We start from the raw sequence: 26,506 nt of genomic DNA on the forward strand, positions 1-26,506 counted from the left end.
CCACCTCTCGTCTTACGCGTCGCGTGCGGGTTCGCCGTCCGTCGTGCGCACCAGCTTGAGCGGGTTGCCACGCTTGAGCGCATCGGGCAACAACGCATCGGGCAGATCCTGATAGCAGACCGGCCGCAGGAAGCGGTCGATTGCCGTGGCGCCTACCGAGGTGAACGACGCATTCGAGGTCGCCGGGAAGGGGCCGCCGTGCACCATCGCATGGCTGACTTCCACACCCGTGGGATAACCGTTGGCCAGGATGCGGCCAGCGCGGCGTTCGAGCACGGGCAGCAGCCCGCGTGCGGTGTCGATGTCGGCGTCGTCCAGCATGAGCGTGGCCGTGAGCTGGCCTTCAAGGTGCTCGGCTACCGCGCGCATTTCGGCCACATCGCTGCACCCGATCACGATGGAGCTGGGGCCGAAAACTTCGGCTTCCAGTGCTTGCGAGCCCAGCAGATCCTTGGCGCTGGCGCCAAACACCACGGGGCCTGCCGCGCAACTATCCGCTTGCGAGGGCTTGCCTTCGCCGATGGCCTTGACGCCAGGCTGCGATCCCAACTCGGCTACGCCGCGTTGGTACGCATCGAAGATGCCGGGCGTGAGCATGGTCGCTGCACCTTTCTCGGCAACCGCTTTGGCTGCGGCCGCGCGAAAACGATCCAATGCCGGGCCTTCGATGCCGATGACCAGACCGGGATTCGTGCAGAACTGACCCACGCCCATGACGAGCGAATCGACATAGCCGCTGGCGATCGTTTCGGCGCGTTGTTCCAAGGCCGCCGGCATCAGGAACACCGGATTGATGCTGCTCATCTCGGCATACACCGGAATCGGCTCGGCGCGCGATTGCGCCGTGGCGACCAACGAGAGCCCACCCTGGCGCGACCCGGTAAAGCCAACGGCTTTGATCGCGGGATGCGCGACCAAGGCTTCGCCGATGTCGCGTCCTGCGCCGATCAACAGCGAGAACACACCTTCGGGCAGCTTGTGCTGAGCGACCGCTTTCTGAATGGCGCGGCCCACCATTTCGGACGTGCCCAGATGCGCGCTGTGTGCCTTGACGATGACCGGGCAACCCGCAGCGAACGCGGAGGCCGTGTCGCCGCCGGCGACCGAGAAGGCCAGCGGGAAGTTGCTGGCGCCGAACACGGCAACCGGGCCCAATGGCAACTTCTGCAAGCGCAGATCGGCGCGCGGTAGCGGCGTGCGGGCCGGTTGCGCGGGGTCGATCGTGGCCGTGAGGAAATGGCCGTCGCGCACGACGCGAGCAAACAGTCGAAGTTGACCGACGGTGCGGCCGCGCTCGCCTTGCAGACGCGCCAGCGGCAAGCCGCTTTCCTGATGCGCGCGCTCGATCAGCGCGTCGCCCAGGTCGAGAATGTTCTGGGCGATCGTTTCGAGAAATTGTGCGCGCGTTTCGAGCGGCAGGGCACGAAACGGGTCGAACGCCTGTTGAGCCAGACCGGCCGCGCGCTCGACATCGTCGCGCGTGCCCAGGCCGAACGCGGGTTCGAGTTCGGCCCGCGATGCGGGATTGATCGCGCGTTGCGTGCCGGCGCTACCGCGCACGGCAGCGGCGCCAATCAGCATGTCGCCTTGTAAAGTCATATGCAGTTCCTTATTGAGGACCGAGCTTCTTGATCAGCGCGTCCAGCATCTCGAATTCTTCGGGCGTCAGATCCGTCAACGGCGCGCGGACCGGGCCGCCATCATGGCCGACCAGCTTGGCGCCCGCCTTGACGATACTGACGGCATAGCCTGCACGGCGGTTACGAATGTCGAGGTAGGGCAGGAAGAAGTCGTCGATCAGTTTGTTGATGGTGGCGTGATCGTCGGCAGCAACGGCCTTGTAGAAATCCATGGCCGTCTTGGGGATGAAGTTGAAAACGGCCGACGAGTACACGGGCACGCCGAGCGCCTTGTAGGCTGCGGCGTACACCTCAGCCGTGGGCAGGCCACCCAGGTACGAGAAGCGGTCGCCAAGTTTGCGGCGGATGCGCACCATCGGTTCGATTTCACCGATGCCATCCTTGAAGCCGATTAGGTTGGGGCAACGATCGGCCAATTTGACCAGGCTGTCTGCCGTCAGACGCGAATTGGCGCGGTTGTAGACGATCACACCGATCTTGACCGACTTGCACACCTGCTCGACGTAGGCGCAAATGCCGTCTTGCGACGCTTCGGTCAGATAGTGCGGCAACAGCAGGATGCCCTTGGCACCTTGACGCTCGGCTTCCTGGGCATAGGCAATGGCCGTACGGGTAGGGCCGCCGGCACCAGCCAGAATGGGTACCTTGCCGGCGCACGTGGTGACGGCGGTGCGCACCACATCCGAATATTCCTGCGGGGCCAGCGAGAAGAACTCACCCGTGCCGCCGGCAGCAAACAGCGCGGTGGCGCCATAGGGGGCCAGCCACTCGAGGCGCTCGATATAGCTCTTCGGACGGAAGTCGCCTTGTTCGTCGAAGTCGGTAATCGGGAAAGAAAGCAGGCCTTGCGAAACGATTTCTTTGAGTTCTTGCGGGGTCGTCATGGATAGCGGTCCGTTGCGAGTGGCCCAAGGGCCGGGGGCTGGAGAAAAGTAACGCGGTGGCATCGCCGGTGGCGTGGACGATAGCCATTAAGTGATAGGTCATCGTACAACATAACCGCATCGACGGCCAGGGGGGGCGCATGCCAATGCATCAAAAAACACTGTTTTTAACTGCTGCAGAAGACGAGTTGCGACGAAGCGATCGTCCTCCCGTATAATCTGGGTCGTACGATGACATAGACTTCATGGCCGCTCGGGACCCAGCCCGAAGCGGCCGCGTGCGAGGACGACAAATCATGCAAGAGGCGGTAAAAACGGCGCCCATCTCGATCAAGGTCCATCCGGCCGACAACGTCGCGATTGTGGCCAATGATGGCGGCCTGCCGGCAGGAACGGTGTTTCCGGATGGACTGACGTTGCGAGAAGGTATTCCGCAAGGTCACAAGATCGCCCTGGTCGACTTGAATGTGGGCGACCCCGTCGTCCGATACAACGTCGTCGTGGGATTTGCGGCCGTGGCATTGCCCGCGGGCAGTTGGGTCAATGAGCGCGTCACCACCATGCCTGAGGCGCTGGCGCTGCACGATCTGCCGATGGCCACGCGCGCGGCAACCGAGATGGCCCCGCTCGAAGGCTATACGTTCCAAGGCTTTCGCAATGCCGATGGATCGGTCGGCACGCGCAATATCCTCGCCATCACCACGACGGTGCAGTGTGTGCAAGGCGTGGTTGAACATGCCGTGCGCCGGATCAAGGCGGAAATGCTGCCGCGTTATCCCAACGTCGACGATGTGATCGGAATCGAGCATACCTACGGTTGCGGCGTGGCGATCGATGCGCCCGATGCCGCGATCCCGATTCGCACATTGCGCAATATCAGCCTGAACCCCAACTTCGGCGGCACCGCCATGATGGTGAGCCTGGGTTGCGAGAAACTGCAGCCCGAGCGCTTGCTGCCGCGCGGCACGATTCCCATTCGTGCGGGCGCCGGCATGACCGGTGAAACCGCCGACGACGGCAGAATCGATACCGTGGTGTTGCAGGACGACGAGAACGTGGGTTTCGAATCCATGATCGACGCCATCATGCAGACGGCCGAACGCCACCTCGCCATTTTGGATCGCCGCCGCCGCGAGACCTGTCCGGTCTCCGATCTCGTGGTGGGTGTGCAGTGCGGCGGCAGCGATGCGTTTTCCGGTGTGACCGCCAATCCAGCCGTCGGCTTTGCCGCCGATCTATTGGTGCGCGCAGGCGCCGCCATCATGTTTTCCGAGAACACGGAAGTGCGCGACGGTATCGATCAACTCACGTCGCGCGCGGCTACCCCCGAGATCGCCGAAGCCTTGATCCGCGAGATGGATTGGTACGACCGCTATCTCGCGCGCGGCATGGCGGATCGCAGTGCCAATACGTCGCCCGGCAATAAAAAGGGTGGGCTGTCCAACATCGTCGAGAAGGCGATGGGATCGATCGTGAAGTCGGGTTCCTCGCCGATCGCGGGCGTGCTGTCGCCGGGCGACAAGCTCGATCGCAAGGGGTTGATCTTCGCGGCGACGCCGGCGAGCGATTTCATCTGCGGCACGCTGCAGTTGGCGGCGGGCATGAACCTGCATATTTTCACCACCGGACGCGGCACACCTTATGGTCTGGCGCAGGTGCCGGTAATCAAGGTGGCTACGCGCAGCGATCTGGCGCGCCGGTGGCACGACCTGATGGACGTGAACGCCGGCCGCATCGCCACGGGCGACGCCACGATCGAAGATGTGGGCTGGGAACTCTTCAATCTGATGCTGGACGTCGCCAGCGGGCGCAAACAAACCTGCGCCGAGAAGCTCAAGCTGCACAACGCGCTGGCGCTCTTCAACCCCGGGCCGGTGACCTGATCGCAATTGCATCCGTCTGCGCGCCGACGCGCAGGCGGATTGCTGACGCGGACCCGGATCGCCAACGTACAGCCGGATCGCTGACGTGCGGGTGGATCACCAACGTACAGCCGGCCGGCTCACAGCAGCTTGCCGGGATTCATCAACTGGTTGGGATCGAGCGCGCGCTTGATCATCAGCATCAAATCCATCTCGACGGGCGACTTGTAGCGGCGCAACGCGTCGCGCCGGAGTTGTCCCACGCCGTGCTCCGCGCTGATGGTGCCGCCGCGCTGGACGACGATGTCGTGCACGCAGAGATTGAGCGACGTGGTGAGCCGAGCGAAGTCGTCGTCCGGGATATCCAGCGGCAGCAGCGCGTTGTAATGCAGATTGCCGTCGCCGACGTGTCCGAAATTGATCACGCTGGCCTGCGGGAACCGCGCGGCAACGGCGGCATCCGCTTCGTCGATGAACGCCGCCAGGCGCGAGATGGGGAGGGCGATGTCGTGCTTGATCGCTTTGCCGCCGCGCACCTGCGCTTGCGAGATGCCCTCGCGCACCCGCCACATCATGGCTGCGCGGGCGGCATCGTCGGCGACCTGCGCGTCGTCGATCGTGCCTGATTGTGTGGCCAGCGCCAGCGCCTGCCGCAGCCTGTCTGCGAGATCGTCATCCGGGGTGCCGGCGAGTTCGATCAACGCATGATACGCATGGGCGTCGCGCAGGGGCATCGGCGCATCGTCACGCTGCGCCGCGTCGATATCGAGGCACGATGCGGACATCATTTCGAACGCCGTCACGCTTTGCCCAAAGGTGGCCTGCAACGACGTCAGCAACGCGACGATGCTTGCAGGCGTGGACGCACCCACCCATGCCACGGCGCATGCGGGTGCAAGCGGTGAGAGTTTCAGTACCGCGCCGGTAATCACGCCCAATGTGCCCTCCGAGCCGATGAACAAGCTCTTCAGGTCGTAGCCGGCGTTGTCCTTGCGCAAGCCGCGCAACCCATCCCATACGCGGCCGTCCGGCAGCACGACTTCGAGCCCGAGCGTGAGTTCACGGGCATTGCCATAGCGCAGCACCGCAGTGCCGCCTGCGTTGGTGGCGAGGTTGCCGCCGATCGTGCATTGCCCTTGCGCACCCAGGCTCAGGGGGAAGTGCCGCGCTGCCTCGTGCGCGGCCCGCTGTACATCGGCCAACAGCACACCCGCATCCACCGTGAGCGTGTTGTTGATCGTATCCACTTCGCGAATCCGAGTCATGCGCGACAGGCTCAACACGACCTGCGCACCGCTGGCGTCCGGCGTGGCGCCGCCACTCATGCCGGTATTGCCGCCTTGCGGCACCACCGGCGTTCCCGTCTGATGGCACAAGCGCATCACGGCAGACACTTCGGTGGTCGTGCGCGGCCGCACGACCACAGGGGTACGGCCCTCATATCGGCCGAGCCAATCGCGCAGATAAGAAGCTTGCTCGTCGGGATCCCGGATCACGCCGGCCTCGCCCACGAGGTGCGAAAGGCCGCCGATCAGGTCGCGGGCGTGCATCAGGCGCGATGCCAGCCGAGCAGCACGCGGGCGACGGCCATGCCGGTGGCGGCCTGGGTCGGCTCGACCACCGGAATGCCCAATTCGTCCTGCAGCCAATCGCGATAGGCGGCCATGCCGGCGCAGCCGAGCACCACCACATCCGACTGATGATCGTCGCGCAGACGGCGACCCACGTCGAGCAACCGTTCTCGCGTACGTGTTTCGTCGGACAGTTCGACCACGCCGAGCTCGAGCGGCAGTTCGGCCGCGATGCGGCCGGTAAAGCCGCTCGCGCCGAAGAAGCGCGCATGGCGCGAAATGGATTGCCGCAGGATGGCGATGACGCCAATCCGCTGGCCCAGCGTCATGGCGGTGAGCATGCCGCATTCGCTGATGCCGAGTACGGGTTTGCGCGTGACTTCGCGCACCGCGTGCAGGCCCGGGTCGCTGAAGCAGGCAATCACGAACCCGCCGGCGGCATCGCCATGCTGCGCGTCGAGCGCGCGCACCAATCGCGCAAGCGGCAGCGTCACACTTTCGACGTCCATTTGCGTCTGTACGCCGGGTGGGCCTTCTTCGAGGGTCACGCTCACGATCTTGGGGCCGCCGGCCACCCGCAACGGGTCGAGCGCCGTGTCGAACGCCGCCGTGACGGCTTGCGTGGAATTCGGGTTGATCACGAAAATGGTGCGATCCATGGGCGGTATCCTGAAAAGGCGCGGGTGCTTCGCGGGCCGGCGGCCAGTGCGTCGAGTCTAGCAGTGGGGTCGTGCGCGAAGCCTTGTCCATTTGTGCGCCACCCTTAACCCTTTGTTATGCTTTTCCCTCACCTTCTCGCCCATTGCCCATGCAACTGAACCTGCGCCAAATCGAAGTCTTTCGCGCGGTCATGACGACCGGCTCGATCAGCGGGGCGGCCAAGTTGCTGTTCGTCTCGCAGCCGGCGGTCAGTCGATTGCTGTCGCATACCGAGCAGCGGCTGGCGTTTGCGCTATTCGAGCGGATCAAAGGCCGGCTTTATCCCACGCCCGAGGCACGGCAGCTCTTTCGGGAAGTGGAGCAGGTGTATGCGGGTGTGCGGCGCGTGGGAGAACTGGCAAGCGAACTGGCCGAGCGGCGCAGCGGCATTTTGCATATCGTGTCCAGCCCCAGTCTGGGGCACATGTTGATTCCGCTGTCGATCGCGCGCTTTCGCGGCACGCATCCCGACGTCAAGATCACGTTCTATCCGTTGCCTTATCAAGCGCTGACGCAGGCGTTGCTCGAGAGCCGCGCCGAGCTGGGCGTTACCATCGTTTCGGATGCGCATCCCAATCTGCTGCAGCAGCCATTGGGGCAGGGGCAACTGGTGTGCATCTGCCCTTACAACCATCCGCTGGCCCACCGTGCGCAGTTGACGATCGCCGATCTGCAGCCCTATCCCCTCATTTCTTACGGCGCGGACACGCCGTTCGGCGTGCTGGTCGATCAGATGTACCAGGAAGCGGGGCACACGCGGCGCGTGGCGGTCGAAGTGAGTTCGCCGCAGAACGCCTGCTCGCTGGTGCAGGTGGGTGCCGGCATCGCCATCGTGGACGCTTTCAGCGTCAAGAGCCGCACGTCGGGCGACTTCGTGGTGCGCCCGGTCGCACACGCCAAAACGTTGACGGCCAATCTCGTGCAATCGCGATTCGAACCGCTCTCGCAACTGGCGCAAGGCTTTGTCGATACCTTGCGCGCCACCATGCAGGAACAGGGCTTCGCGCTGGACCCGGATGCCGCGCCGGAAGCGATCTCCGGGTAATCCTCAGGTTAACCATGCGTTATAGGGCACCGATAAAAAAGCAAGTGGAGGCGTGATCGATCCGCATTAGGATGACTGACGATTCGACGGGTTGTGTTCCGAATCGCTTCTTCCTCACGGAGACCAGATGGCTGCGCCGCTTGACGCGAAAGGCGTCTTCACGATTTGTCCGACCCCCTTTGACGACACCCTTGCGGTGGACACCCGCAGCATTGGCACGTTGGTGGACTTCCTGCTGGGCACGGGCGTGACCGGGTTGGCGATTCTTGGCTTTCTCGGCGAGCTGCACAAGCTGTCGAACGCCGAGCGGCGGCTAGTGCTGGAAACCTTCATCACGCATACCGACGGCCGTGTGCCGGTGTGGGTGGGGGTGCGTGCGCACGGCATCACGGGCGCCATCGAGCAGGCGCGCGAGGCGCAGGAGATGGGTGCGGCGGCCGTATTTGCCGCGCCGCTCGATCATGCCAACGATGCCCTGCTGTTCGACTACTACCAGGCCGTGGCCCAAGCGATCGACATTCCGGTGGTGATTCACGACTTCCCGGATTCGTTCGGTACCGAGATCAAGCCGGAAGTGGTGGCGCGGCTGGGTCGAGAGGGCGGCGTGCACATGATCAAGATGGAAGAGCCTCCCGTGGGGCAGAAGATCAGCCGGATCCGGGCGCTGGCCGGCGATGACGCGATGAAGATCTTCGGCGGGCTGGGTGGGGTGTACTTCCTGGAAGAGCTGCAGCGCGGCGCCGTGGGCACGATGACCGGCTTTGCATTTCCAGAGATTCTGGTCGCCATCTACGACGCGTTTGCCGCGGGCGACCGGGCGGGCGCAGCCGCGATCTTCGATCGCTACTGCCCGCTGATCCGTTACGAGTTTCAGCCCAAGATCGGCCTGGCATTGCGCAAGTACATCTATCAGCAGCGGGGCGCGATTGCGAGCGATGCGCTACGCGCGCCCGGCATGCGCATCGATCCGGTCACAATAGCCGAACTCGAGGCGACCGTCGCCCGGGTCGGCCTGGCCTTGAACGGCAGCCGTCAACCGGTCAAGCGTTAAAGGACACACATCACATGGATCTGGGACTCAAAGGCAAGCGGGCGTTGGTATGCGCCTCCAGTAAAGGATTGGGGCGCGCCTGCGCGATATCGCTGGCGCGCGAAGGCGTGAACCTGGTGATGGTGGCGCGTGGCGCCGAGGCATTGGAAGCGGCTGCCGAATCGATTCGTATCGAGAGCGGTGTGACGGTGACGGCCATTGCCGCCGATGTCACCACCCAGGAAGGCCGCGAGAAAGTGCTGGCCGCCTGCCCCGATCCCGACATCCTCGTCACCAATGCCGGCGGCCCGAAGCCGGGCGATTTTCGCGAGTGGTCGCGCGACGACTGGATCGCCGCGATCGACGCCAATATGCTCACGCCGATCGAGCTGATCCGCGCCACGGTCGATACGATGATCGCGCGCAAGTTCGGGCGTATCGTCAACATCACCTCCGCCGCGGTGAAAATGCCGATCGAGATTCTGGGCCTGTCCAACGGCGCACGCGCCGGGCTGACCGGTTTCGTGGCCGGACTGGCACGCCAGACCGTGGCGCACAACGTGACGATCAACAACCTCTTGCCCGGTCCGTTCGAAACCGATCGGCTGCGGCAGACGGCCGCCAAGACGGCGGAAAACACGGGCAAGTCGATCGACGACGTGATGGCGGCGCGATTGAGCGGCATTCCCGCCGGCCGCTACGGCGATCCGGCCGAGTTCGGCGACGCCTGCGCATTTCTGTGCAGTGCCCAGGCCGGGTTCATGACCGGCCAAAACCTGGTGCTCGATGGCGGTATCTATCCCGGCACGCTTTGATTGTCTAACCGAAGAAGCACGATGACTTTGCCCTCCGAGTTCGATCTGACGATACGCAACGGCCGCATTTCGACGGCCAGCGATACTTATCATGCCGACATCGGCGTGCGTGACGGGGTGATCGTCGCGATCGGCAGCGGCTTGGCGCCGGGCGCGCGGGATATCGATGCCGCCGGCCGTTGGGTGCTGCCGGGGGGCATCGATAGTCATTGCCATGTCGAGCAGCTCTCGGGCATGGGCATGATGTGCGCCGACGATTTCTACAGTGCCTCGGTGTCGGCCGCGTTTGGCGGCACGACCACCATCATTCCGTTTGCCGCGCAGCATCGCGGCGATCTGCTGCCCGAGGTGGTGGCCGATTACGCGAAGCGCGCGGCCGAGAAGGCCGTCATCGACTACGGCTTTCACCTCATCGTGTCCGACCCCACCGAGCAGGCGCTCAAGCACGATCTGCCGGCGTTGATCAAAAGCGGCATCACGTCGTTCAAGGTGTTCATGACCTATGAACGGATGAAGCTCGACGATTTTCAATTGCTCGACGTGCTGGACATGGCCGACCGCGAAGGCGCGCTGGTGATGGTGCACGCCGAGAACAACGACATGATTCGTTGGGTGGCGCGACGGCTGGTCGAGCGTGGCATGACCGCGCCCAAGTATCACGCCGTCGCGCACACGCCCCTGGCCGAGAGCGAGGCGACGAATCGCGCGGTTGCCTTGGCGCGGATGATGGATGTGCCGCTGATGATCGTGCACGTGGCAGGCCTCGAAGCCGTGCGCGTGGTGCATTCGTCGCAGGCGCTGGGGCTGCCGATCCATGCCGAAAGCTGCCCGCAGTATCTGTTTCTCACCGCCGAAGATCTGGATCTGCCGGGGCTCGAAGGGGCAAAGTTCTGCTGCAGTCCGCCGCCGCGCGATCCCGAGTCGCAGGCCGCCGTCTGGCAGGGTCTGCTCGACGGCACGCTGCAGATGTTTTCATCCGATCATGCACCGTACCGCTTCGACGAAAGCGGCAAACTGCCCAAGGGCGAGGCCACCACGTTCAAGGATATGGCCAATGGCCTGCCGGGGCTGGAGGTACGCATGCCGCTGCTGTTTTCAGAAGGGGTGATGACGGGTCGCATGACCATCGAACGGTTTGTGGCGTTGACCGCCACCAATCACGCCCGCACCTACGGCCTGCATCCGCGCAAAGGCACGATCGCCATAGGTGCCGATGCGGACATCGGGATCTGGAATCCCGAGCGGCGCGTGACGATTTCCACCACCATGCTGCACGACAATGTGGGCTATACCCCCTATGAAGGCCGCGAGGTGCAGGGCTGGCCAGAGATCGTGGTGAGCCGGGGCCGCATCGTCGTGGAAGATGGCGTGCTCGATGCCGAGCGCGGCAGTGGCCGGTTTCTGGTGCGCGGCACGCCCGAGCCCGTGCTGCGGCAACGTTTGAACGGCAACCCCACTGCGCTGGTGCGCAAGTATTTCGGGAGCCGGCACAACCAATAGGCATGATCGTGCAGCACGCCGAGATCGCCACGCCCGCAGAGGCCAAGATGGCGCCGGTGCCGGGGAGGAGGACCGAGAGTGATGTTCGGCCAGGGCGACCTGGCATGCGTTTTTACTTTTACGCCGCACTGCTTCACCTTTGCCGCCCAGCGGCGGCCGGCACCCGACCGTTCGATCGATGAGCGGGCGAGCGCCGGACGTGCACGGGCCAAGCCGCCTCTTCCTTAAGGACTACTGCCATGACACGCTTTTCCCTTTCGCTGCATCGTGCAGGCCGCGTCGGCCTGGCGCTATTGATGAGCGGCGCCTGCGCCTCGGCGGCCTGGGCCGCCAAGCCTCTGGTCACCGGGGTCGACGCCACGTTTGCGCCGCATGCCATGCCCAAGCTGGGCGGTGGGCTGGATGGATTCAATATCGAACTCGGTCAGGCGATCGCTAAGAAACTGGGCACCACGATCGAGATCGAAGGTACCGAGTACGCCGCGCTGATCCCCGGTCTGAATGCCAAGAAATACGATTTCGTGCTGGCGCCCACCACGGTCACACCGGAACGTGCAAAGGCATTGCTGTTTTCGGAAGGCTATCTGAATACCGACTACACCTTCGTCGTGGCCAAGAAGGCGCCGGACCTCACATCGCTTGAAGAGCTGAAAGGCAAGACGGTGGCGGTGAACAAGGGATCGGCCTATGAAAACTGGGCGCGCGACAACGCGGCCAAGTACGGTTTCAAGTACGACGTGTACGCGACCAATGCCGATGCGATTCAGGCCGTGCAATCGGGTCGTGCGGATACCAACCTCGCCGGCAACACCGTCTCGGCCTGGGCGGCGAAGCAGAACCCCGCCGTTCGCACCACGATGACGATTCCTACGGGGCTCGTGTGGGCGCTGGCATTTCGCCTGGACGACAAGGCCGGCCGCGATCGCGTCTCGATGGCGCTCAAATGCCTGAAGCAGGATGGAACGGTCTCCAAGCTCGCACAAAAGTGGTTCGGCTTTACGCCGGCTGCCGGCACCGCAGCAGTGACGATCGTGCCGGGTCAGGGCGTGCCGGATCTGCCGGGTTACGACGCCACGCCGGTCAAGCTGGAATGCGCCGCATAACGCGATTGGGCGGTTGAACGACCTCGAGGGGCATGGCCGGCGCCATGCCTGCACGCATTCTGGAGTACGTGATGGCGACGCCTATCCTGCAGATTTCGAATCTGCATAAGTCCTACGGCAGCACTGCGGTGCTCAAAGGCATCGATCTCGATGTGCATCCCGGTGAACTGGTGTTCATCATCGGGCCGTCCGGATCGGGCAAGAGCAGCCTGCTGCGCTGCTGCAATCGGCTGGAGGAATCAACCTCGGGCTCGATCGTGGTCGACGGCGACGATATCACCGCGCCGCGCGCCGATCTGAACCGCATCCGTCAGAACATCGGCATGGTGTTTCAGCACTTCAATCTTTATCGCCACATGACCGTGCTGGGCAATGTGACGCTGGCCTTGCGCCGCGTGCAAAAGCTGTCGCGCGCCGATGCGGATGCGCGCGGTCATGAAGCGCTTGCCCGCGTAGGCCTGGCGGAGAAGGCGACCGCTTATCCGGACGCGCTGTCGGGCGGGCAGCAACAGCGTGTGGGCATTGCCCGGTCGCTCGCGCTGCGGCCCAAGGTGGTGTTGTTCGATGAGCCCACCAGCGCGCTCGATCCGGAACTCGTGGGCAGCGTGCTCAACGTCATGCGCGAACTCAAGGACGACGGCATGACGATGATGGTGGTCAGCCACGAAATGGGTTTTGCGCGGTCGGCGGCCGATCGGGTGGTGTTCATGGACGGCGGCGTGGTCGTGGAGGAGGGCACACCGCAGGCGGTGTTCGGCGCACCGCAACACCCGCGCACGCAATCCTTTCTGTCGCGCATGACCGAGCACGCCGCCTGAGGCGGGCCAGGAACACCATGGATCTGAAAGCACTGCAGTTTTCCTTTTTCAATGCCGAGATCGCGTGGCGGTATCTGCCCGACATCCTGCAAGGGATGTGGATGACGATCCAGTTGGGCGTGGCCGTGGCGGCCACCGGTCTGGCCCTGGGGTTGCTGCTCGCGATTGTGCGGGCGTTGCGCGTGACGCCCATCAACTTCTTCATCGTGTGCTTTGCCGACATCCTGCGCGCCCTGCCGCCGCTGGTGGTCATCATGGTGCTTTTTTTCGCGTTTCCCTATATTCAGATGCCGATGTCGGCATTCACCGCGACCTGGTTATCGCTCTCGCTGGTGCTGGCGGCGTTTTCCGAAGAGATTTTCTGGGCCGGCATTCTGTCGGTGCCCAAGGGGCAGGCCGAGGCCGCGCGCTCCACGGGCCTGTCGTGGCTGCAAAGCATGGCGTTCGTGGTAATGCCGCAGGCGTTTCGCCTGACGGTAGCCCCGCTCACCAATCGGGTGATCGCCATCACCAAGAGCACGGCGCTCGGATCGGTCGTGGGGTTGAGCGAGGTGCTCAACAACGCGCAATCGGCCAGCAGCAATGCCGGCAATGCAACGCCGCTCACGCTGGCCGCCATTGCATGCCTGATCATTTTCGTCCCCGTGGTGTTGCTCGGGCGCTGGACCGAAACCCGGTTCAAGTGGACGCATTGAGGCCCTGCCATGGACGACATTCTTCAGAACTTTTTCAATCTCGATATCTACATCAGCGTGGCGCCGTACCTGTTGCAGGGACTGGGCCAAACGTTGATGCTGTCGGCGCTTGTGATTCCGGTGGGCATCGTTTCCGGGCTGGCGATCGGCGTGCTCTCGATCACCTTGAAGCGGCGCTGGGCGCGCCTCCTGTTGGCGATCTACATCGACTTCTTTCGCGCCTTGCCGCCCCTGGTGCTGCTGATCTTCATCTATTTCGGCACGCCATTCCTGGGGCTCGACCTGCCCAAACTTCTGGCGGTGGCCATCGGCTTCATGCTGAATAACTCGTCGTACTACGGCGAGGTGTTTCGTGCGGGCCTGGAGAGCGTGCCAAAAGGGCAGGTCGAGGCGGCGCGCTCAACCGGTTTGAGCGCCGTGCAAACGCTTTGGTATGTGCAGATCCCGCAAGCCACGCGCAATGTGATGCCGGACCTGATCAGCAACACCCTGGAAGTGGTCAAGCTCACGACGCTGGCCAGCGCGGTGGCGATGCCGGAGTTGCTGCGCGTGGCGCGCGATGCGCAATCGCTGGTGTACAACCCGTCGCCGATCGTGTTGGCCGCGCTGTTCTATCTGGCGCTGTTGTGGCCGGTGGTGCGTCTCTTGAGCCGCTTCGAGCACCGCAATCTGGGCGCGAAAGGATGATAATGTTGCGGCCATGCTGCGTATTCTAGGCAAGGCCTCCTCCATCAATGTTCGCAAGGTGCTCTGGACCTGCGAGGAACTCGCTCTGCCCTTCGAGCGTGAAGACTGGGGGGCGGGATGGCGGTCCACCCACTCGGCCGAATTCCTTGCGCTCAATCCCAATGCGATGGTGCCGGTGATTCAAGACGGCGATTTTGTGCTGTGGGAGTCCAACGCCATCATTCGTTATCTCGCCACGCAATATGGCGGCGCGGCGCTCTACCCGGCACAGGCCCGGAATCGGGCGAAGATCGATCAGTGGATCGATTGGCAAGCCTCGGATCTGAACCGGTCGTGGAGCTACGCCTTCATGGCGCTGGCGCGGCAGTCGCCCGCGCATGCCGATGCGGATGCCGTTGCCGCCTCGTGCACGGCGTGGTCGGGCTTCATGCAGGTGCTCGAGCAGCAGTTGCAGCGCACCGGTGCGTATGTGGCCGGCGCCGCGTTCTCGCTCGCGGACATTCCCGTAGGGTTATCGGTCAATCGCTGGTTCAGAACGCCCTTCGCCCATCCCGATCTGCCGGCCGTGACCGCGTATTTTGCCCGGCTGGGTGAGCGTCCGGGATTCCGCAAACACGGCGATAACGGCACGCCGTAAGGGCACGACGCCCTGACGGCGTCATCCGCCCGCCGCGATACCCGGTATCCCTTGACGAATCGCTTTCGAAAAATCGTCGCTCGGCGTCGTGGCTCGGGCGCGGTCGGTGATACGGCCGCGGGCGCGATATTCCTCGATCGTCGTCGCGCCGCTGAATACGCCGAGATCGAACAGGTATTCCGGTAGATAGCCGGAAGCCAGCAGGCGGTAATCCCAAGGCAGGCCATCCACGATCCGCTTGGCCATGTGATACACGATCGTCGTGCAGTTGGCCGTCACGGTATTGTAGAAACGCGGCTCGGCGGGCAGCGCATTGGCTTGTTCGACATAAGCAAGAAACAGTGAGCGCCGCGCTTCGGGCGACATGTTCACGCGAAAGAGGTAGTCGTCTTCGTCGCGCACGTTGGTGCGCACGCGCACGATGTCGCGTTCGTCGGCCGCCACCACGCTCAATTCGAATTGCTTGAAAAAGCCGCCCAGTTCGGAAAACGATTCATGCCGCTCGCGACGGATCTCGACGGAAAAGACGATCTGTTCGCCGCCTTCGAAGCCGAACGACACCAGCGTGTGGGCGATCGCGGGCATGCCCCAATACGACACGATCATGTCGGTGGACTGAAGCTTGGTCAGATCGTAGTGGCGGGTTTCCCACCGTGGCGTGACATCGGTATTGCTCCTCCAGTCGAAGTTGCGAACGTTGGTGAGGGTGACGCGGTCGCCGTCCACCACGCCCTGAGTCTGCTGGGCCACATCCGGCGCCCAGTCGCGGTTATTCGTGGGCACGATCGTCCACCACCATAGGCAGACGCCCAGCGTGCCGATGGCGTAGAGGGCGAGGGCCTCCCGGGGACGCTGGCGCACGCAGACCAGCGCGGCGATGGCCAGGACGGCGGTCAGGAAGATCAACGAGAGCGTGCCCACAGAGGCGAGCGGACGCTGCACCCAAAGCGCCAACCCGGTCCACACTGCCGTCGCCACGATTGCCACCCGCAGCAGGATGCGGCCGATCATGCGCGCTCTCCGTTGGCCGCGACGGGATGGCGACAGGCGCGCCGGCCGCGCCGCGCCCGGTCGACGGCGAAACGGCGTGCCGACGCCCCGCGTAGTCGGTGACGGGTGGGTGCCGGACAGATCTGCGGCGAGCGCGGATCACGTCCACAGTCGGGTGCGGGGAAGGGGGCAAGCGGGGGCTGCGGCATGAGCGGACTCGAATGGGGACGGCACGATCATACCGGCGCGCGCGATGCTTTAGAATTTCGGCCATGCCGATCGCGCCACACCGACGCCGGGCGTCCCGCCCCTACCTGCACCGATTGCTGTGCCTGTTGGTGTTGGCGTTCGTCGTTCGCGCCCTGATCCCCACCGGATTCATGCCGCGCGCCGATCCCGCGCATGGGGGCGAGATGGCCCTGTCGCTGTGCACCGCCGCGGGCGACATGGTGACGATGAAGGTCGATATGGGGCGCTCGGCACCCGATGCGCCCGATCCCCAGCATGCCAGCGCGGACTGCGCGTTCAACATGCTCAGTCACCAGGCGCTGACCCTGCCGCCGTGGCCGGCGGTCATCATGTCGGCCCCCCAGGCGCGAAACGTTGCGCCGCCGGTGATTCGCCAGGCCGCGCTGCCGGCGTTGCCCGCAGCCGGCCCCCCTTTGGGATCGAGGGCACCACCGCCGCTCGCAGGCTGATTTGCCGTCGCGTGGCTGCACCCATTGGGCTGCCGGCCATAGGCGACGCGTTTCGATCTTCGGGGGTGATGGCGCCAACTCGGCGCGCGCCCGAAGTGTGTGGCTCAAGACAGGAGGCAGCAATGCCTGATACCCCCATTTTTTCACCCGTGGCCAATCCTGGCCGACGGTTTTGCCTGGGCGCCCTGGGCGCCACCGCGCTGATGCTGGCGGGCTGCGGCCGTGCCGACCCGCTCGAGGTGCACGGCACCGATATTACCGGCGCGAAATTTGCGCGTTCGTTTTCGCTCAAGGATCCCGCAGGTCGTGTTCGCACCCTCGAGGAGTTCAAGGGCCGTGCGGTGCTGGTGTTCTTCGGTTTCACCCAATGCCCTGATGTGTGCCCGACGGCGCTCGTGCGGGCGGCGGATGCAAAGAAGCTTTTGGGCGATCAGGGCGATCGGTTGCAGGTGGTGTTCATCACGGTGGATCCCGAGCGGGACGTGCCTGAAGTCCTGGGCGCCTACACCACGGCGTTCGATCCGGATTTTCTCGGACTGTATGGCGATATCCCGACCACGGCGGCCACGGCCAAGGAATTCAAGGTGTTCTATCAGAAGGTGGCCACAGGCGACTCTTACACCATGGATCACACGGCGCTGAGTTATCTGATCGATCCCCAAGGCAAGGTGCGCGTCATGATCCGCGACGATCAGAGCGCGCCGGATTTGGCCAATGACATCCGCCAGGTGCTGCGCGACGTTTGAGCGTGGCGAAAGGCTTGATGCAGGCGAATGCAGCGCGTTGGCCGATGCCTGGGACGGTTTTTGCTATCCGGCTTGAGCCACGCGTTTACATGGATAACAATCGAGAAAGAGGATTTTGTATGTCACGCAAATTTATCGGTCACGCTTTGATGCTGGCTGTCTTTGCTTTTTCAGGCACTGCCGCGGCGCAGTCGGTAGGTCAGGCGCACGATATCGTCGTGTCCGACGCCTGGGTGCGCGCCACGGTGCCGCAGCAGCGCGCAACGGGCGTATTCATGCGCGTTACCTCCGGCAAAGACGCCCGGCTGGTGGGCGCCAGTTCACCGGTAGCGGCCATTACGGAAGTGCACGAGATGGTGCGCGAGAACGACGTGATGCGCATGCGCCAGGTCAAGGCAGTCGACTTGCCAGCGGCCAAGGTTGTGGGCTTCGAGCCTGGCAGTTACCACATCATGTTGATCGATCTGAAGCAGCAGATCAAGGAAGGCGACATGGTGCCGGTCACCCTCGAGATCGACGTGGGTGGCGGGCATAAGAGCGTCGTGCTCGAGGCGCGTGCTCGCCCCTTGAATGCGCGCGCGCAACCCGCCGACGCGCACGGCGCAAAAACGCAAGGTGCGTCCGGCGCGCATGGCGCGCATTGAGCGCGGCAGCCCGTTATCCCCTCGGGTGAGCGGGCCGGTGAGGCGACACCCGCCTTACCCCGATCGCTGCCATTTGCCCTGCGGCGGGCTCACATGCCCGTCGCACCTGCTTGAACGCCAGCCGCGAGCATCTGTGCCGTCGCGGCCGATAGCGTCCACCCCAGATGGCCATGGCCGGTGTTGTAGAACACGCCGGGGCGTTTGCCGGCACCCACGCGCGGCATCATGTTGGGCATCATCGGCCGCAAGCCGCTCCAGGCCACGATGCGCCCCGTTTCGACTTCGGGAAAGTGCCGGCGGGTCCAGTCGATCAGCGGTTGCACGCGATCGGCGCGGATGTCCTTGTTGAAGCCGTTGAACTCGGCGGTGCCGGCCACTCTGAAGCGGTCGCCCAGGCGGCTGGTCACGATTTTCGCGGCCTCATCGAGCAAGCTCACGTGGGGTGCCGCCGCGATGCTGCGGGAATCGTCCAGGTGGACGCTGATCGAATAGCCTTTGACCGGATAGATATTGACGGTGTCGCCCAGCATGGCGGCAAACCTGCGGCTTGCCGCGCCGGCGCAGATGACGACGGCATCGAAAGCCAGCGTATGCGTGGTATTGGCCTGGTCGCCTTGCGAACCCTGCCTGGCGATCTGGATCAGATGTTTCCCACCCGTCTGGCGAATGCGTTGCACGTCGCTGTCCATCGTAAACGTCACACCGCGGCGTGCGCACGCGTCCGCCAGGCCGCGCGTGAATTTATGGATGTCGCCGGTCGCGTCGGAGGGCGTGAAAAAGCCGCCGTAGCAGTCCTGTGTAAGCGCCGGCTCGATGTGGCGGGCTTCGGCCGGTGTGACGGCATGACGTTCCAGGCCACCCTCCCGCAGCAGCAGGTTGGCGCGCTGCGCGGTCTCGAAGCTTTTTCGGTCGTGATAGATGTGGAGGATGCCGCGCCGCTCGAGATCGAAGTCGATGCCTTCGTCTTCCGCCATCGCATAAAGATGCTCGCGGGCTTCGATGGCCATGCGGGTGGTGGCGATGGTGTTGGCGCGGTAGTGCGGAATGTTGCCGACGAAGGCGGCCAGCCAGGTATATTTGTGCAGGCTAAACGCCGGATTCAAGCTGAGCGGCGCATCGCGCCGAAACATCCAGCGCAGTCCCTTGAGCAGGGTGGCCGTGCTGTTCCAGACTTCGGCATTGCTGGCCGAGAGCTGGCCGCCGTTGGCGAACGAGGTTTCCATCGCGGGATAGCGTTGCCGATCGATGACGGTAACGTCGTGGCCGAGTTTGACGAGGGCGTAGGCGGAGGTGACACCGGTGATACCGGCGCCGATGATGGCGATACGAGACATGAGGTGGCGTCCAGGCAAAGGGTGGTTGCGGCCCAACGGCCACAACACCCCATCTGTCCTTTGACCTGAGAGTTTCACCGGCAGCATGGCCGGTTCCCCTTCGGTGGGCGCGATCATGCGCCGCTCTCCAGATTGTCTTGCCTGCGTAGTCCGGTGTGCCTGAGAGTTTCCGGGGTGGTTGCTCCGTCGGCGTCAGCGCGAGGGCTGATCTCTTCTGCGCAGGGTTTGATCGACAGCGGTCACGATAATCGAAGGCCGGTCTCCACACAAGGGCCTGCTCCAGGTAAAAGCGGCATGAACAGGTTGAGCCGTGCGATCAAAGTGAGCGGCCTAAGCCCTAAGCAATCGGTTCAGACAGGTCAAGACGTTTTCGAATCATGGGGCCGGACCGCTTACCCGTCGTGCAAACGCCTGCGGTGGATTCACCTTTGTTACGCGGTTGCGCTGAATCCGCCTGCGGGACGGGCGAGCGTCGCCGCGAAGCGCTCGCTGTCCTGCTGCAGCACATCGATGTGTTCGACGGCACGCGCATCGCCACCCTGGCGAGCGACGTCGCGCAAGGCGTCGAAGGCTTGCGCGCTCGTGGTGGCGGTATTTGCGATCGTCATTGCGTCCCGGATCTCGATCTGTGCGCGTGAGGCGCCGGCGAGCACTTGAGTCAGATGGGCTTGCGCCTGGGCCAATGCCTGCGCGTTGCCGTTTTCGCGCGCGATGTCGATCATCGCCGTGGCGCCTGCTTCGATGGCGGTGTTGAAGGCCTCGACCTTTGCGTCGATGTACTTGTCGATCGCCGCCTGCGCAAGGCCGTGCGCGTCGCCCTCGAGCAGGCTGTCGTTAGCAGCGTCGAGCTTCATTTTCTGACTCGCGATATCGGCGGCCATCGAGGTGTCGGTCCATTGCGTCAGAGGAGACGACATGGCGCGCTGAAATGCGTCGAGCATCGCATTGGCTTGGGCAATCGATTCCGGTTTGCCCGCGGCCACGGCTGCCGCGATCTCAAATGCGTGATGGGCGGTCTGAGGGTCGGAGAAGATCGGGTGCGACAGGTCGGTGGTGGAAACGGTGTTGGCGGTCGCGCTTTGGCGCAGGCCCATCAGTGCGGCGTCGGGCTCGGTGTGCTGGGTCTCGCTAAGCGCGGCAGGCGCGGGGCGCGACGCACGCTCGGTGCGCAAGCGATCCAGTGCGCCGGCCGATAATGTGACCTGCGCGGCAGGCAACGACTTGCCGGTGATGGCGTCGCGGTCGGCGGCGCTGATCGGCGATGCGGGGGGCGTTGCGGAGATTGCGGCAAGTTCGGTAGCGGGCAGGGCAGATATGGCAGTCATGGCGCAGGCGTCCGGAAAACGTGAAGGTCCAGCGCGGTCTACGGCAGGCTAAATGTAAAACTTAAGAGGTCGTCAGTGGCCTGGGGGCGCGGCGAGAATCGCCACCGATGTGTGCGTCTGAAATGCGTTGAAGCATATTCACCGAATCCCCCCAATCCTGGGCATTCGTTTTCCCTTGCGCGGGAGTAAAGTGTGCTTATCATCGCGGCGCGTGCGTAGTGCCAAGCGGTGTCAGGAGCGTTCAAATGAAGCGGTATCAATTACGTGCAATCGGCCTCGCCCTTGTGTTGGCGACGGTAAGCAGTCAGGCACTGGCGGGCCCCGGTTGGGGTGGTCGCGGCTATGGCGGGGGTTATCACGGCGGCGGTTACCATGGGGGTGGCGGTTATCGCGGCCCGAATGGCTGGTGGATCGGCGGTGCACTGGCGCTGGCCGCTGCCGGCACGGTGATCGCCATCAATTCGCAGCCGCGTTACAGCTATGCACCGCCCGTGTATGCCCAACCCGTTTATGCGGCTCCCGTGTACGCGCAGCCGGTGTACGGCGCGCCCGTCTATGCCGCACCGCCGGTGCAATACGCACCCGCTCCGGTCTATGCGCCGCAGGTCGAATATGCACCAGTGCAACGTGTGGCATCCAGTGGCCCCGATGTGGTGGCGTATCCCAGCCGCGGTCAGGGTTCGGATCAGCAAGGGCGCGATCGCTACGAGTGCCATCAGTGGGCCGTCAACCAAAGCGGGTTCGATCCGTCCTATGTCACGCAATACACCACGTCGGCCAACACCGAATCGTATCGTCGCGCCGTAGGTGCCTGCATGACCGGCCGTGGCTACAGCGTGAACTAGCATTCACGACATCCGTGGCCCGGCGCCCGGGCTCAAAGTGGGCCGTGGAAGGTCTGGGAGCGGGTCGGATACAAACATGAATCGCGCCGTCCGTGTGGAAAACCCACATTGGACGGCGTTTTTTCGTCCATTGATTGGCCGTGGCTGCTACAGTCACAGTCCATCCACTGGACGTTTTGCATGTCATCCGCCGCCGCTTCCTCGACCCCCTCCCCTTCGAACGCCTTGCCCGCCGCCCGACCGCACTCTCTTTTCGAAGATCTCGCTGCCTTGGTCATCGGTACCTTGCTGGTTTCGTTCGCGCTGGCGCTCTACAAGCAGTCGGGATTGCTGACGGGCAGCACCGCAGGGCTGGCATTCCTGATCCATTACAAGACGCAGTTGCCGTTCGGCGCGACGTTTTTCGTGATCAACATGCCGTTTTACTGGCTCTCCCTGCGGCGTATGGGACTGGCCTTCACCCTCAAGACCATGGCGGCTGTGGGATTGATTTCGGCCTTTGCCGAGCTGCATTCCCGTTACCTGACCGTGGCGCAGCTGGAGCCGTTCTATGTGGCACCGCTGGGTGGCGTACTGATGGGCGTGGGCTTGCTGGTGCTGTTTCGCCACAAGGCGAGTCTGGGCGGCGTCAGCATCCTGTCGGTCTATCTTCAAGAACGTTATGGCTTTGCGGCCGGAAAATTCCAGATGATCGTGGATCTGTGCATTATGCTTGCGGCTCTGTTCGTCGTAGGCACGCCGGCGTTGATCGCATCGATCGTCGGCGTAACCGCGCTCAACCTCGTCGTGGCAATGAATCACCGCCCTGGCCGCTATGTCGCGGGATAAGCATCGGGCGGCTTCGGCTGCAGGGTGCCCATGTTTCATCGCGAATTAGCCTGGCTCTACCTCAAGGGATTGTTGCTTGCCGTCGTCTTCGGCGCCGTTGGCGCGTTGGCGGCGGAAGGGTTTCGCCATGGGCTCGAACTCGCCACACAGGCCCTGTTCGGCCGCGATTCGGACATCTCCGTCATCATGGGCGATCTGGCGTGGATCGCGAAGCTTGGGGTGCCGGCTGCCGGCGGGCTGCTCGCCGGATTGATCCTGGTGTACGCCGACCGCTATCAAAAAGCGCGCGGGTTTGGCGGGGGCGACTATCTCGAAACGATCGACGGCCGCACCGGTGCCATCCCCGCAGTGCCGTCGCTGCTGCGCTGCCTGTCGTCGTTCTGCTCGATCGTATCGGGCGGGTCGATCGGTAAAGAGGGGGCGATGGTGCAACTCTCGTCCACCGTCGCTTCGATGTTTGCTCGCCGCATCGACTGGCTGCGCGGCGAGCGTTTTCAAATGACAATCGCCGTGGCGGCCACCGGTGGGCTGGCTGCCGTTTATCACACGCCGCTGGCGGCGGCGATTTTCATCGCCGAAATCGCCTTCGGCGGCATCGAGTTCCGGCGTCTGGCGCTGTTGTTCACGGCCGCCGTGGTCGCGACCTGGATCGTGTCGGCCATGGGCCAGTTCACGCCCACTTATCCTTTGCCGATCCATGCCTTCGATCTGGATGCGTCGGCATTGGCCGTCACGATCGTCGTTGGCGTGGTGGCGGGATTGGGCGGCGCCTTGATGCTGGCCGCCATCCGGTCGGGCAAGAGCCTGTTTGCGCTGGTGCCGGGCGGCGTCGTGGCGCGTATGACGTTGGGCGGATTGATCGTAGGCGGCATCATTTGCGTGGCGCCCGAGGTGGCCGGCAACGGCTTCTTCCCCATCACCCAATTGCTGGGCGGCGACATGCTGACCACGGCAGTGCTCGCCCTGCTCGGCTTGAAGATCATCGCCACGGCAGCCACCGTGGGGGCGGGCGCGGTGGGCGGCTTGTTTACGCCCGCATTATTGATCGGCGCGCTCAGCGGCATGAGTTGCATCGCGGGCCTCAATGCGTTGTTCGGCACGGACCACAGCCCCGTGTTGTTTGCGGTGGTGGGCATGGCAGCAGCCTTGGCTGCCACCACACAAGCGCCGTTGATGTCGACGTTGATGGTGTTTGAAATGACGCAAGAGCCCTTGCTGATTTTCCCCATCATGCTGGCCACCGTGGTCGCCTATGGCACGGCCAACGTGGTGGGGCAGCCGGGCACGTATGCCATCATCGATCGGCACCGCCTGAGGTTCGCCAGCCGCAGCCGTTTGTATGAGCTCACCGCCAGCGCCGCCATGCGGCCGCTCGACCGCTACGTGCTCGACACCGCCACGCTGCAAGAAGCCTGGGATGTCGGGCACGAGGCCAAGAACCGCTTCGTATTTGTATTGAATGCCGATCATGCGTTCGTGGGCGCGGTCTGGATGCACGACATCGTCGACGAGATGGCGCGCGGTGAAAGCGATGGCACACCGCGTACCTTGCCGTCGCTGATCAGCCCCGAATTTCCCACGCTGTTTGCAAGCGACCGTCTCGTGGATATCTGGGAGAAAGTGGTGGCGTCCCCCGCGGAACGGTTGCCCGTGCTCGCCGACGGCACGAGCAAACGCGTGATGGGTGTGCTGCCCAAGAGTGTGGTGCTGGAACAGGCACGCCGCGCGTTTGTGTGACGTGCGCGCGGCATGAACGTCGATCAAGCGTTGCCCGGTTGCCGGTGAACAGATTCAGGCCAACCCGTCCGCTGTTTCCATGACGCGCACGCGTTCGCGTGGCGCCGCGGTGTCGTCGGGACGATCGAGTTCGGCGCGCAGCCGCGGCAGGCTGTCGGGATAACGTGCGGCGATGAACGCGATCATCCGCTCCCGAATGTGGCAGCGCAGATCGAAGGCCGTACCCGAATCGCGCGCGCTTACCAGCAGACGAACCTGCATGGCCCGATCGGTGGCATCCGTGACGTGCAGGACGCACACGCGCTTATCCCAGAGCTCGCAGGCTTTGCACAGGCGTTCGAACTCGGCGCGTACAGCATCCACCGGCACGCCGAAATCCAGCCACAAAAAGACGGTACCCAGGATGGTGGACGATTGATGCGTCCAGTTTTCGAACGGGTTCTCGATAAACCATTGCAGCGGCACGATCATCCGGCGCTCGTCCCAGATGCGAACGACCACGAAGGTACCGGTGATTTCTTCCACCCGGCCCCATTCACCATTGACGATCAACACGTCGTCGATACGGATCGGTTGTGAAAAAGCAATCTGCAAGCCGGCGATGAAATTGCCGAGCACGGGGCGCGCAGCGATACCGGCGACCAGCCCGGCCACGCCGGCCGAAGCCAGCAGGCTGGCGCCGAATTGCCGCGCGCCGGGCAGCGTGAGCAACACGAAAGCGAAGCCCAGCAAACCGGCGATGAAGTAGGCGCTGCGGGCCAGCACCCGCGTCTGCGTGAGGATGCGCCGCGCTTTCAGGTTGTCGGATACATCGAAGGGATTTTGCGCGATGATGGTTTCGCTGATCGACTGAATGCAGCGGATGGCCAGCCACGTGAGCGCCAGAATCAGCGATACCGTCACCCCATAGGAAATCGGGGTCAGGTAGGGCACGCCGGACGGCGCACCGGAGAGCACGACGCGCCAGGCGAAGAGCACGAGGCACATCCGGCTGGCGCCGAACGCAACGGTGGTCGCGTGCGTGGTGAACGGGCGCCGGCGTGCGATGCGTCGCAGCAGCGCGATGCCCACGCGATGCAGCATGACCGCCAGCAGCGTGGCGGCCAGTCCGAAGCCTAGAATGAACATCCAGGCGCGGAGCGGGTCGCGAACCGCTTCGGGAAGAAAACTAAAATCCATATCGGGAGTCGTATACGGGCTTTAATAGACCGAGGATACCTAACAATGCGCGCTGCCGGGGGTATAAATGCCGCAATGCAGCAAAGAGTTACGGTTAACCGATTGTGCAGGCGTGATCCAAGTGCGGGCCGACGAAACGGCGGTGCCGGATCAGTCGAACGCTCAAGGCGAACTGAGCGGGCAGGGATGAATCGCTTGCTTATGCACGAGCCGGGCACATCAGGCTGATCGATTGTGTACCGACGAACCGGATGCGCAGGAATGAGTCGAACAGAAAGAGGGAGATGCAATGCACGCTCAAGATGACATGCGAATCCGACTATTGATCATCGATCCGCAAAACGACTTTTGCGACACGCCCGCTGGGTTGTTGCCTGAAGGTGAGACACCTGCGCTTGCCGTACCCGGTGCCCATCAGGACATGGTGCGCCTGGCAGCGTTGCTGCATCGCTGTGGCGCGCACATCGATGCAGTGGCGGTCACTCACGATACGCACGATCGTCTTCACATCGCGCATCCTACCTACTGGCGCGATGGCGCAGGCGCAGCCGTAACGCCCTTCACGCCCATTACTGCGCAGGATCTGCGCGAGCAGCGGTTCGCGACCGCCGATCCCGACGAGCATCACTACGCCCTGGGCTACTTGGACACCCTTGAAGCGCAATCGCGCTATTCGCTGATGGTGTGGCCCGAGCATTGCATCGACGGCACGTGGGGCCACGCTGTGCATCCCGCCGTGGCGGCGGCATGCGCGCAATGGATCCATACCACCGGTAAATCCGTACTCGACATTTACAAGGGCAGCAATCCGCGCACGGAACATTACAGCGCGGTGCGCGCCGAGGTGCCGCATCCCGACGACCCCGGCACGCATACGAACACGTCGCTGCTCGAATGGACGGACGACGCCGACGTGCTGTGGGTGGCGGGCGAAGCCGCGAGCCACTGCGTGCGCGCCACGCTGGACGATGTGCTGGCCCATCGCGGTGACCTGCACGCGCGGCCGGTGGTCGTGATCGGCGATTGCATGGCGCCGGTGGCGGGGTTCGAGGCGCTGTATGCCCGATATCGCGCTGAGGCGATTGAGCGCGGGGTGCAGTGGCACGACAGTACGTCGTTGATGGTGGCTTAGGCGGGGGATGCCGCGTCAGCCCCAATCGCACACTGTGCCGACGGGGTCGATACGGTGCTGCG

25 protein-coding genes and 2 riboswitches are annotated in these 26,506 nt (G+C 63.8%); of the genes, 17 read left to right on the plus strand and 8 right to left on the minus strand.

Going from position 1 to position 26,506, the window contains the following annotated elements:
- Nucleotides 1-12: 12 nt before the first annotated feature.
- Together EYW45_RS13155 and kdgD are read right to left on the minus strand one after the other, a co-directional pair.
- The gene (locus EYW45_RS13155; protein ID WP_161135850.1) at nucleotides 13-1,599 is read right to left on the minus strand and encodes an aldehyde dehydrogenase (NADP(+)); all 1,587 of its coding nucleotides are present in this window, start codon (nucleotides 1,597-1,599) and stop codon (nucleotides 13-15) included.
- A gap of 10 nt (nucleotides 1,600-1,609) precedes the next feature.
- Nucleotides 1,610-2,524 carry a 5-dehydro-4-deoxyglucarate dehydratase gene (gene kdgD / locus EYW45_RS13160; RefSeq protein ID WP_161135851.1) on the minus strand — a complete coding sequence of 305 codons (915 nt, stop codon included), beginning with the start codon at nucleotides 2,522-2,524 and terminating at the stop codon, nucleotides 1,610-1,612.
- 296 nt (nucleotides 2,525-2,820) lie between these two features.
- On the opposite strand from kdgD, the gene garD reads away from it, so the two are divergent.
- A complete protein-coding gene (gene garD / locus EYW45_RS13165) occupies nucleotides 2,821-4,407 on the plus strand; it encodes a galactarate dehydratase (protein ID WP_161135852.1) in 1,587 nt (528 codons plus the stop codon).
- Nucleotides 4,408-4,526: 119 nt separating this feature from the next.
- Here the strand turns inward: garD and EYW45_RS13170 are convergent, their stop codons facing one another.
- Nucleotides 4,527-5,936, minus strand: a complete 1,410-nt coding sequence (locus tag EYW45_RS13170) for an FAD-binding oxidoreductase (RefSeq protein WP_161135853.1) — start codon at nucleotides 5,934-5,936, stop codon at nucleotides 4,527-4,529.
- On the minus strand, nucleotides 5,936-6,616 hold the full coding sequence (locus EYW45_RS13175) for an aspartate/glutamate racemase family protein (RefSeq protein WP_161135854.1): 681 nt from the start codon (nucleotides 6,614-6,616) through the stop codon (nucleotides 5,936-5,938). Before EYW45_RS13175 ends, EYW45_RS13170 begins: the two co-directional genes overlap by 1 nt.
- 149 nt (nucleotides 6,617-6,765) lie before the next feature.
- Between EYW45_RS13175 and EYW45_RS13180 the strand changes: the two genes are divergently transcribed.
- The 9 genes from EYW45_RS13180 to EYW45_RS13220 all read left to right on the plus strand — a co-directional run bounded on the left by EYW45_RS13180 (nucleotide 6,766) and on the right by EYW45_RS13220 (nucleotide 14,986).
- On the plus strand, nucleotides 6,766-7,701 hold the full coding sequence (locus EYW45_RS13180) for a LysR substrate-binding domain-containing protein (protein WP_161135855.1): 936 nt from the start codon (nucleotides 6,766-6,768) through the stop codon (nucleotides 7,699-7,701).
- A gap of 127 nt (nucleotides 7,702-7,828) precedes the next feature.
- On the plus strand, nucleotides 7,829-8,752 hold the full coding sequence (locus tag EYW45_RS13185) for a dihydrodipicolinate synthase family protein (RefSeq protein ID WP_161135856.1): 924 nt from the start codon (nucleotides 7,829-7,831) through the stop codon (nucleotides 8,750-8,752).
- A 14-nt stretch (nucleotides 8,753-8,766) separates the two neighbouring features.
- On the plus strand, nucleotides 8,767-9,546 hold the full coding sequence (locus tag EYW45_RS13190; protein WP_161135857.1) for an SDR family oxidoreductase: 780 nt from the start codon (nucleotides 8,767-8,769) through the stop codon (nucleotides 9,544-9,546).
- A gap of 21 nt (nucleotides 9,547-9,567) precedes the next feature.
- The gene (gene hydA / locus EYW45_RS13195) at nucleotides 9,568-11,046 is read left to right on the plus strand and encodes a dihydropyrimidinase (protein ID WP_161135858.1); all 1,479 of its coding nucleotides are present in this window, start codon (nucleotides 9,568-9,570) and stop codon (nucleotides 11,044-11,046) included.
- Nucleotides 11,047-11,285: 239 nt separating this feature from the next.
- The gene (locus EYW45_RS13200) at nucleotides 11,286-12,149 is read left to right on the plus strand and encodes a transporter substrate-binding domain-containing protein (RefSeq protein ID WP_161135859.1); all 864 of its coding nucleotides are present in this window, start codon (nucleotides 11,286-11,288) and stop codon (nucleotides 12,147-12,149) included.
- 44 nt (nucleotides 12,150-12,193) lie between these two features.
- Nucleotides 12,194-12,967, plus strand: a complete 774-nt coding sequence (locus EYW45_RS13205) for an amino acid ABC transporter ATP-binding protein (RefSeq protein WP_328703628.1) — start codon at nucleotides 12,194-12,196, stop codon at nucleotides 12,965-12,967.
- A 17-nt stretch (nucleotides 12,968-12,984) separates the two neighbouring features.
- Nucleotides 12,985-13,662, plus strand: coding sequence for an amino acid ABC transporter permease (locus tag EYW45_RS13210; protein ID WP_235939025.1), 678 nt, complete (start codon nucleotides 12,985-12,987; stop codon nucleotides 13,660-13,662).
- 9 nt (nucleotides 13,663-13,671) lie between these two features.
- On the plus strand, nucleotides 13,672-14,349 hold the full coding sequence (locus EYW45_RS13215) for an amino acid ABC transporter permease (protein WP_161135860.1): 678 nt from the start codon (nucleotides 13,672-13,674) through the stop codon (nucleotides 14,347-14,349).
- Nucleotides 14,350-14,362: 13 nt separating this feature from the next.
- Complete coding sequence (locus EYW45_RS13220; protein WP_161135861.1) at nucleotides 14,363-14,986, plus strand: glutathione S-transferase family protein; 624 nt, start codon at nucleotides 14,363-14,365, stop codon at nucleotides 14,984-14,986.
- A 21-nt stretch (nucleotides 14,987-15,007) separates the two neighbouring features.
- On the opposite strand, the gene EYW45_RS13225 is transcribed toward EYW45_RS13220, so the two are convergent.
- The gene (locus EYW45_RS13225) at nucleotides 15,008-15,997 is read right to left on the minus strand and encodes an Lnb N-terminal periplasmic domain-containing protein (RefSeq protein ID WP_161135862.1); all 990 of its coding nucleotides are present in this window, start codon (nucleotides 15,995-15,997) and stop codon (nucleotides 15,008-15,010) included.
- A gap of 251 nt (nucleotides 15,998-16,248) precedes the next feature.
- Between EYW45_RS13225 and EYW45_RS13230 the strand changes: the two genes are divergently transcribed.
- From EYW45_RS13230 to EYW45_RS13240, 3 genes are all read left to right on the plus strand, one after another.
- Nucleotides 16,249-16,674: a DUF2946 family protein gene (locus EYW45_RS13230; protein WP_161135863.1), complete on the plus strand. Its 426-nt coding sequence runs from the start codon at nucleotides 16,249-16,251 to the stop codon at nucleotides 16,672-16,674.
- Nucleotides 16,675-16,796: 122 nt separating this feature from the next.
- Nucleotides 16,797-17,420, plus strand: a complete 624-nt coding sequence (locus EYW45_RS13235; RefSeq protein WP_161135864.1) for an SCO family protein — start codon at nucleotides 16,797-16,799, stop codon at nucleotides 17,418-17,420.
- 119 nt (nucleotides 17,421-17,539) lie between these two features.
- Entirely contained in the window at nucleotides 17,540-18,064 is a 525-nt protein-coding gene (locus EYW45_RS13240; RefSeq protein WP_161135865.1) for a copper chaperone PCu(A)C, read from the plus strand.
- An 89-nt stretch (nucleotides 18,065-18,153) separates the two neighbouring features.
- On the opposite strand, the gene EYW45_RS13245 is transcribed toward EYW45_RS13240, so the two are convergent.
- Both EYW45_RS13245 and EYW45_RS13250 read right to left on the minus strand, forming a co-directional pair.
- Complete coding sequence (locus EYW45_RS13245; protein WP_161135866.1) at nucleotides 18,154-19,398, minus strand: D-amino acid dehydrogenase; 1,245 nt, start codon at nucleotides 19,396-19,398, stop codon at nucleotides 18,154-18,156.
- Between the two features lie 49 nt (nucleotides 19,399-19,447).
- Nucleotides 19,448-19,533: riboswitch (glycine riboswitch) on the minus strand.
- Nucleotide 19,534: 1 nt separating this feature from the next.
- Nucleotides 19,535-19,625: riboswitch (glycine riboswitch) on the minus strand.
- A 204-nt stretch (nucleotides 19,626-19,829) separates the two neighbouring features.
- Nucleotides 19,830-20,723, minus strand: a complete 894-nt coding sequence (locus EYW45_RS13250; protein ID WP_161135867.1) for a hypothetical protein — start codon at nucleotides 20,721-20,723, stop codon at nucleotides 19,830-19,832.
- 245 nt (nucleotides 20,724-20,968) lie between these two features.
- Here EYW45_RS13250 and EYW45_RS13255 point away from each other — a divergent pair, with 245 nt between their 5' ends.
- The 3 genes from EYW45_RS13255 to EYW45_RS13265 all read left to right on the plus strand — a co-directional run bounded on the left by EYW45_RS13255 (nucleotide 20,969) and on the right by EYW45_RS13265 (nucleotide 24,133).
- Entirely contained in the window at nucleotides 20,969-21,568 is a 600-nt protein-coding gene (locus tag EYW45_RS13255) for a hypothetical protein (protein WP_161135868.1), read from the plus strand.
- A 180-nt stretch (nucleotides 21,569-21,748) separates the two neighbouring features.
- Complete coding sequence (locus EYW45_RS13260) at nucleotides 21,749-22,396, plus strand: YitT family protein (protein ID WP_161135869.1); 648 nt, start codon at nucleotides 21,749-21,751, stop codon at nucleotides 22,394-22,396.
- A 30-nt stretch (nucleotides 22,397-22,426) separates the two neighbouring features.
- Nucleotides 22,427-24,133 carry a chloride channel protein gene (locus tag EYW45_RS13265; protein ID WP_161135870.1) on the plus strand — a complete coding sequence of 569 codons (1,707 nt, stop codon included), beginning with the start codon at nucleotides 22,427-22,429 and terminating at the stop codon, nucleotides 24,131-24,133.
- A 54-nt stretch (nucleotides 24,134-24,187) separates the two neighbouring features.
- Here EYW45_RS13265 and EYW45_RS13270 read toward each other — a convergent pair whose 3' ends face one another.
- Complete coding sequence (locus EYW45_RS13270; RefSeq protein ID WP_161135871.1) at nucleotides 24,188-25,312, minus strand: mechanosensitive ion channel family protein; 1,125 nt, start codon at nucleotides 25,310-25,312, stop codon at nucleotides 24,188-24,190.
- Nucleotides 25,313-25,601: 289 nt separating this feature from the next.
- Here EYW45_RS13270 and EYW45_RS13275 point away from each other — a divergent pair, with 289 nt between their 5' ends.
- Nucleotides 25,602-26,444 (plus strand): isochorismatase family protein, encoded by an 843-nt coding sequence (locus tag EYW45_RS13275; protein WP_161135872.1) that lies wholly within the window; start codon nucleotides 25,602-25,604, stop codon nucleotides 26,442-26,444.
- The last annotated feature ends 62 nt before the right edge of the window (nucleotides 26,445-26,506 follow it).

Source organism: Schauerella aestuarii (assembly GCF_009866805.1).
Lineage (GTDB): Bacteria > Pseudomonadota > Gammaproteobacteria > Burkholderiales > Burkholderiaceae_B > Schauerella > Schauerella aestuarii.

Excerpts from the sequence above, each read along its gene's own strand:
- EYW45_RS13155 (WP_161135850.1), bottom strand. The coding sequence starts at position 1,599 with ATGACTTTACAAGGCGACATGCTGATTGGCGCCGCTGCCGTGCGCGGT.
- kdgD (WP_161135851.1), bottom strand. The coding sequence starts at position 2,524 with ATGACGACCCCGCAAGAACTCAAAGAAATCGTTTCGCAAGGCCTGCTT.
- garD (WP_161135852.1), top strand. The coding sequence starts at position 2,821 with ATGCAAGAGGCGGTAAAAACGGCGCCCATCTCGATCAAGGTCCATCCG.
- EYW45_RS13170 (WP_161135853.1), bottom strand. The coding sequence starts at position 5,936 with ATGCACGCCCGCGACCTGATCGGCGGCCTTTCGCACCTCGTGGGCGAG.
- EYW45_RS13175 (WP_161135854.1), bottom strand. The coding sequence starts at position 6,616 with ATGGATCGCACCATTTTCGTGATCAACCCGAATTCCACGCAAGCCGTC.
- EYW45_RS13180 (WP_161135855.1), top strand. The coding sequence starts at position 6,766 with ATGCAACTGAACCTGCGCCAAATCGAAGTCTTTCGCGCGGTCATGACG.
- EYW45_RS13185 (WP_161135856.1), top strand. The coding sequence starts at position 7,829 with ATGGCTGCGCCGCTTGACGCGAAAGGCGTCTTCACGATTTGTCCGACC.
- EYW45_RS13190 (WP_161135857.1), top strand. The coding sequence starts at position 8,767 with ATGGATCTGGGACTCAAAGGCAAGCGGGCGTTGGTATGCGCCTCCAGT.
- hydA (WP_161135858.1), top strand. The coding sequence starts at position 9,568 with ATGACTTTGCCCTCCGAGTTCGATCTGACGATACGCAACGGCCGCATT.
- EYW45_RS13200 (WP_161135859.1), top strand. The coding sequence starts at position 11,286 with ATGACACGCTTTTCCCTTTCGCTGCATCGTGCAGGCCGCGTCGGCCTG.
- EYW45_RS13205 (WP_328703628.1), top strand. The coding sequence starts at position 12,194 with ATGCCTGCACGCATTCTGGAGTACGTGATGGCGACGCCTATCCTGCAG.
- EYW45_RS13210 (WP_235939025.1), top strand. The coding sequence starts at position 12,985 with ATGGATCTGAAAGCACTGCAGTTTTCCTTTTTCAATGCCGAGATCGCG.
- EYW45_RS13215 (WP_161135860.1), top strand. The coding sequence starts at position 13,672 with ATGGACGACATTCTTCAGAACTTTTTCAATCTCGATATCTACATCAGC.
- EYW45_RS13220 (WP_161135861.1), top strand. The coding sequence starts at position 14,363 with ATGCTGCGTATTCTAGGCAAGGCCTCCTCCATCAATGTTCGCAAGGTG.
- EYW45_RS13225 (WP_161135862.1), bottom strand. The coding sequence starts at position 15,997 with ATGATCGGCCGCATCCTGCTGCGGGTGGCAATCGTGGCGACGGCAGTG.
- EYW45_RS13230 (WP_161135863.1), top strand. The coding sequence starts at position 16,249 with ATGCCGATCGCGCCACACCGACGCCGGGCGTCCCGCCCCTACCTGCAC.
- EYW45_RS13235 (WP_161135864.1), top strand. The coding sequence starts at position 16,797 with ATGCCTGATACCCCCATTTTTTCACCCGTGGCCAATCCTGGCCGACGG.
- EYW45_RS13240 (WP_161135865.1), top strand. The coding sequence starts at position 17,540 with ATGTCACGCAAATTTATCGGTCACGCTTTGATGCTGGCTGTCTTTGCT.
- EYW45_RS13245 (WP_161135866.1), bottom strand. The coding sequence starts at position 19,398 with ATGTCTCGTATCGCCATCATCGGCGCCGGTATCACCGGTGTCACCTCC.
- EYW45_RS13250 (WP_161135867.1), bottom strand. The coding sequence starts at position 20,723 with ATGACTGCCATATCTGCCCTGCCCGCTACCGAACTTGCCGCAATCTCC.
- EYW45_RS13255 (WP_161135868.1), top strand. The coding sequence starts at position 20,969 with ATGAAGCGGTATCAATTACGTGCAATCGGCCTCGCCCTTGTGTTGGCG.
- EYW45_RS13260 (WP_161135869.1), top strand. The coding sequence starts at position 21,749 with ATGTCATCCGCCGCCGCTTCCTCGACCCCCTCCCCTTCGAACGCCTTG.
- EYW45_RS13265 (WP_161135870.1), top strand. The coding sequence starts at position 22,427 with ATGTTTCATCGCGAATTAGCCTGGCTCTACCTCAAGGGATTGTTGCTT.
- EYW45_RS13270 (WP_161135871.1), bottom strand. The coding sequence starts at position 25,312 with ATGGATTTTAGTTTTCTTCCCGAAGCGGTTCGCGACCCGCTCCGCGCC.
- EYW45_RS13275 (WP_161135872.1), top strand. The coding sequence starts at position 25,602 with ATGCACGCTCAAGATGACATGCGAATCCGACTATTGATCATCGATCCG.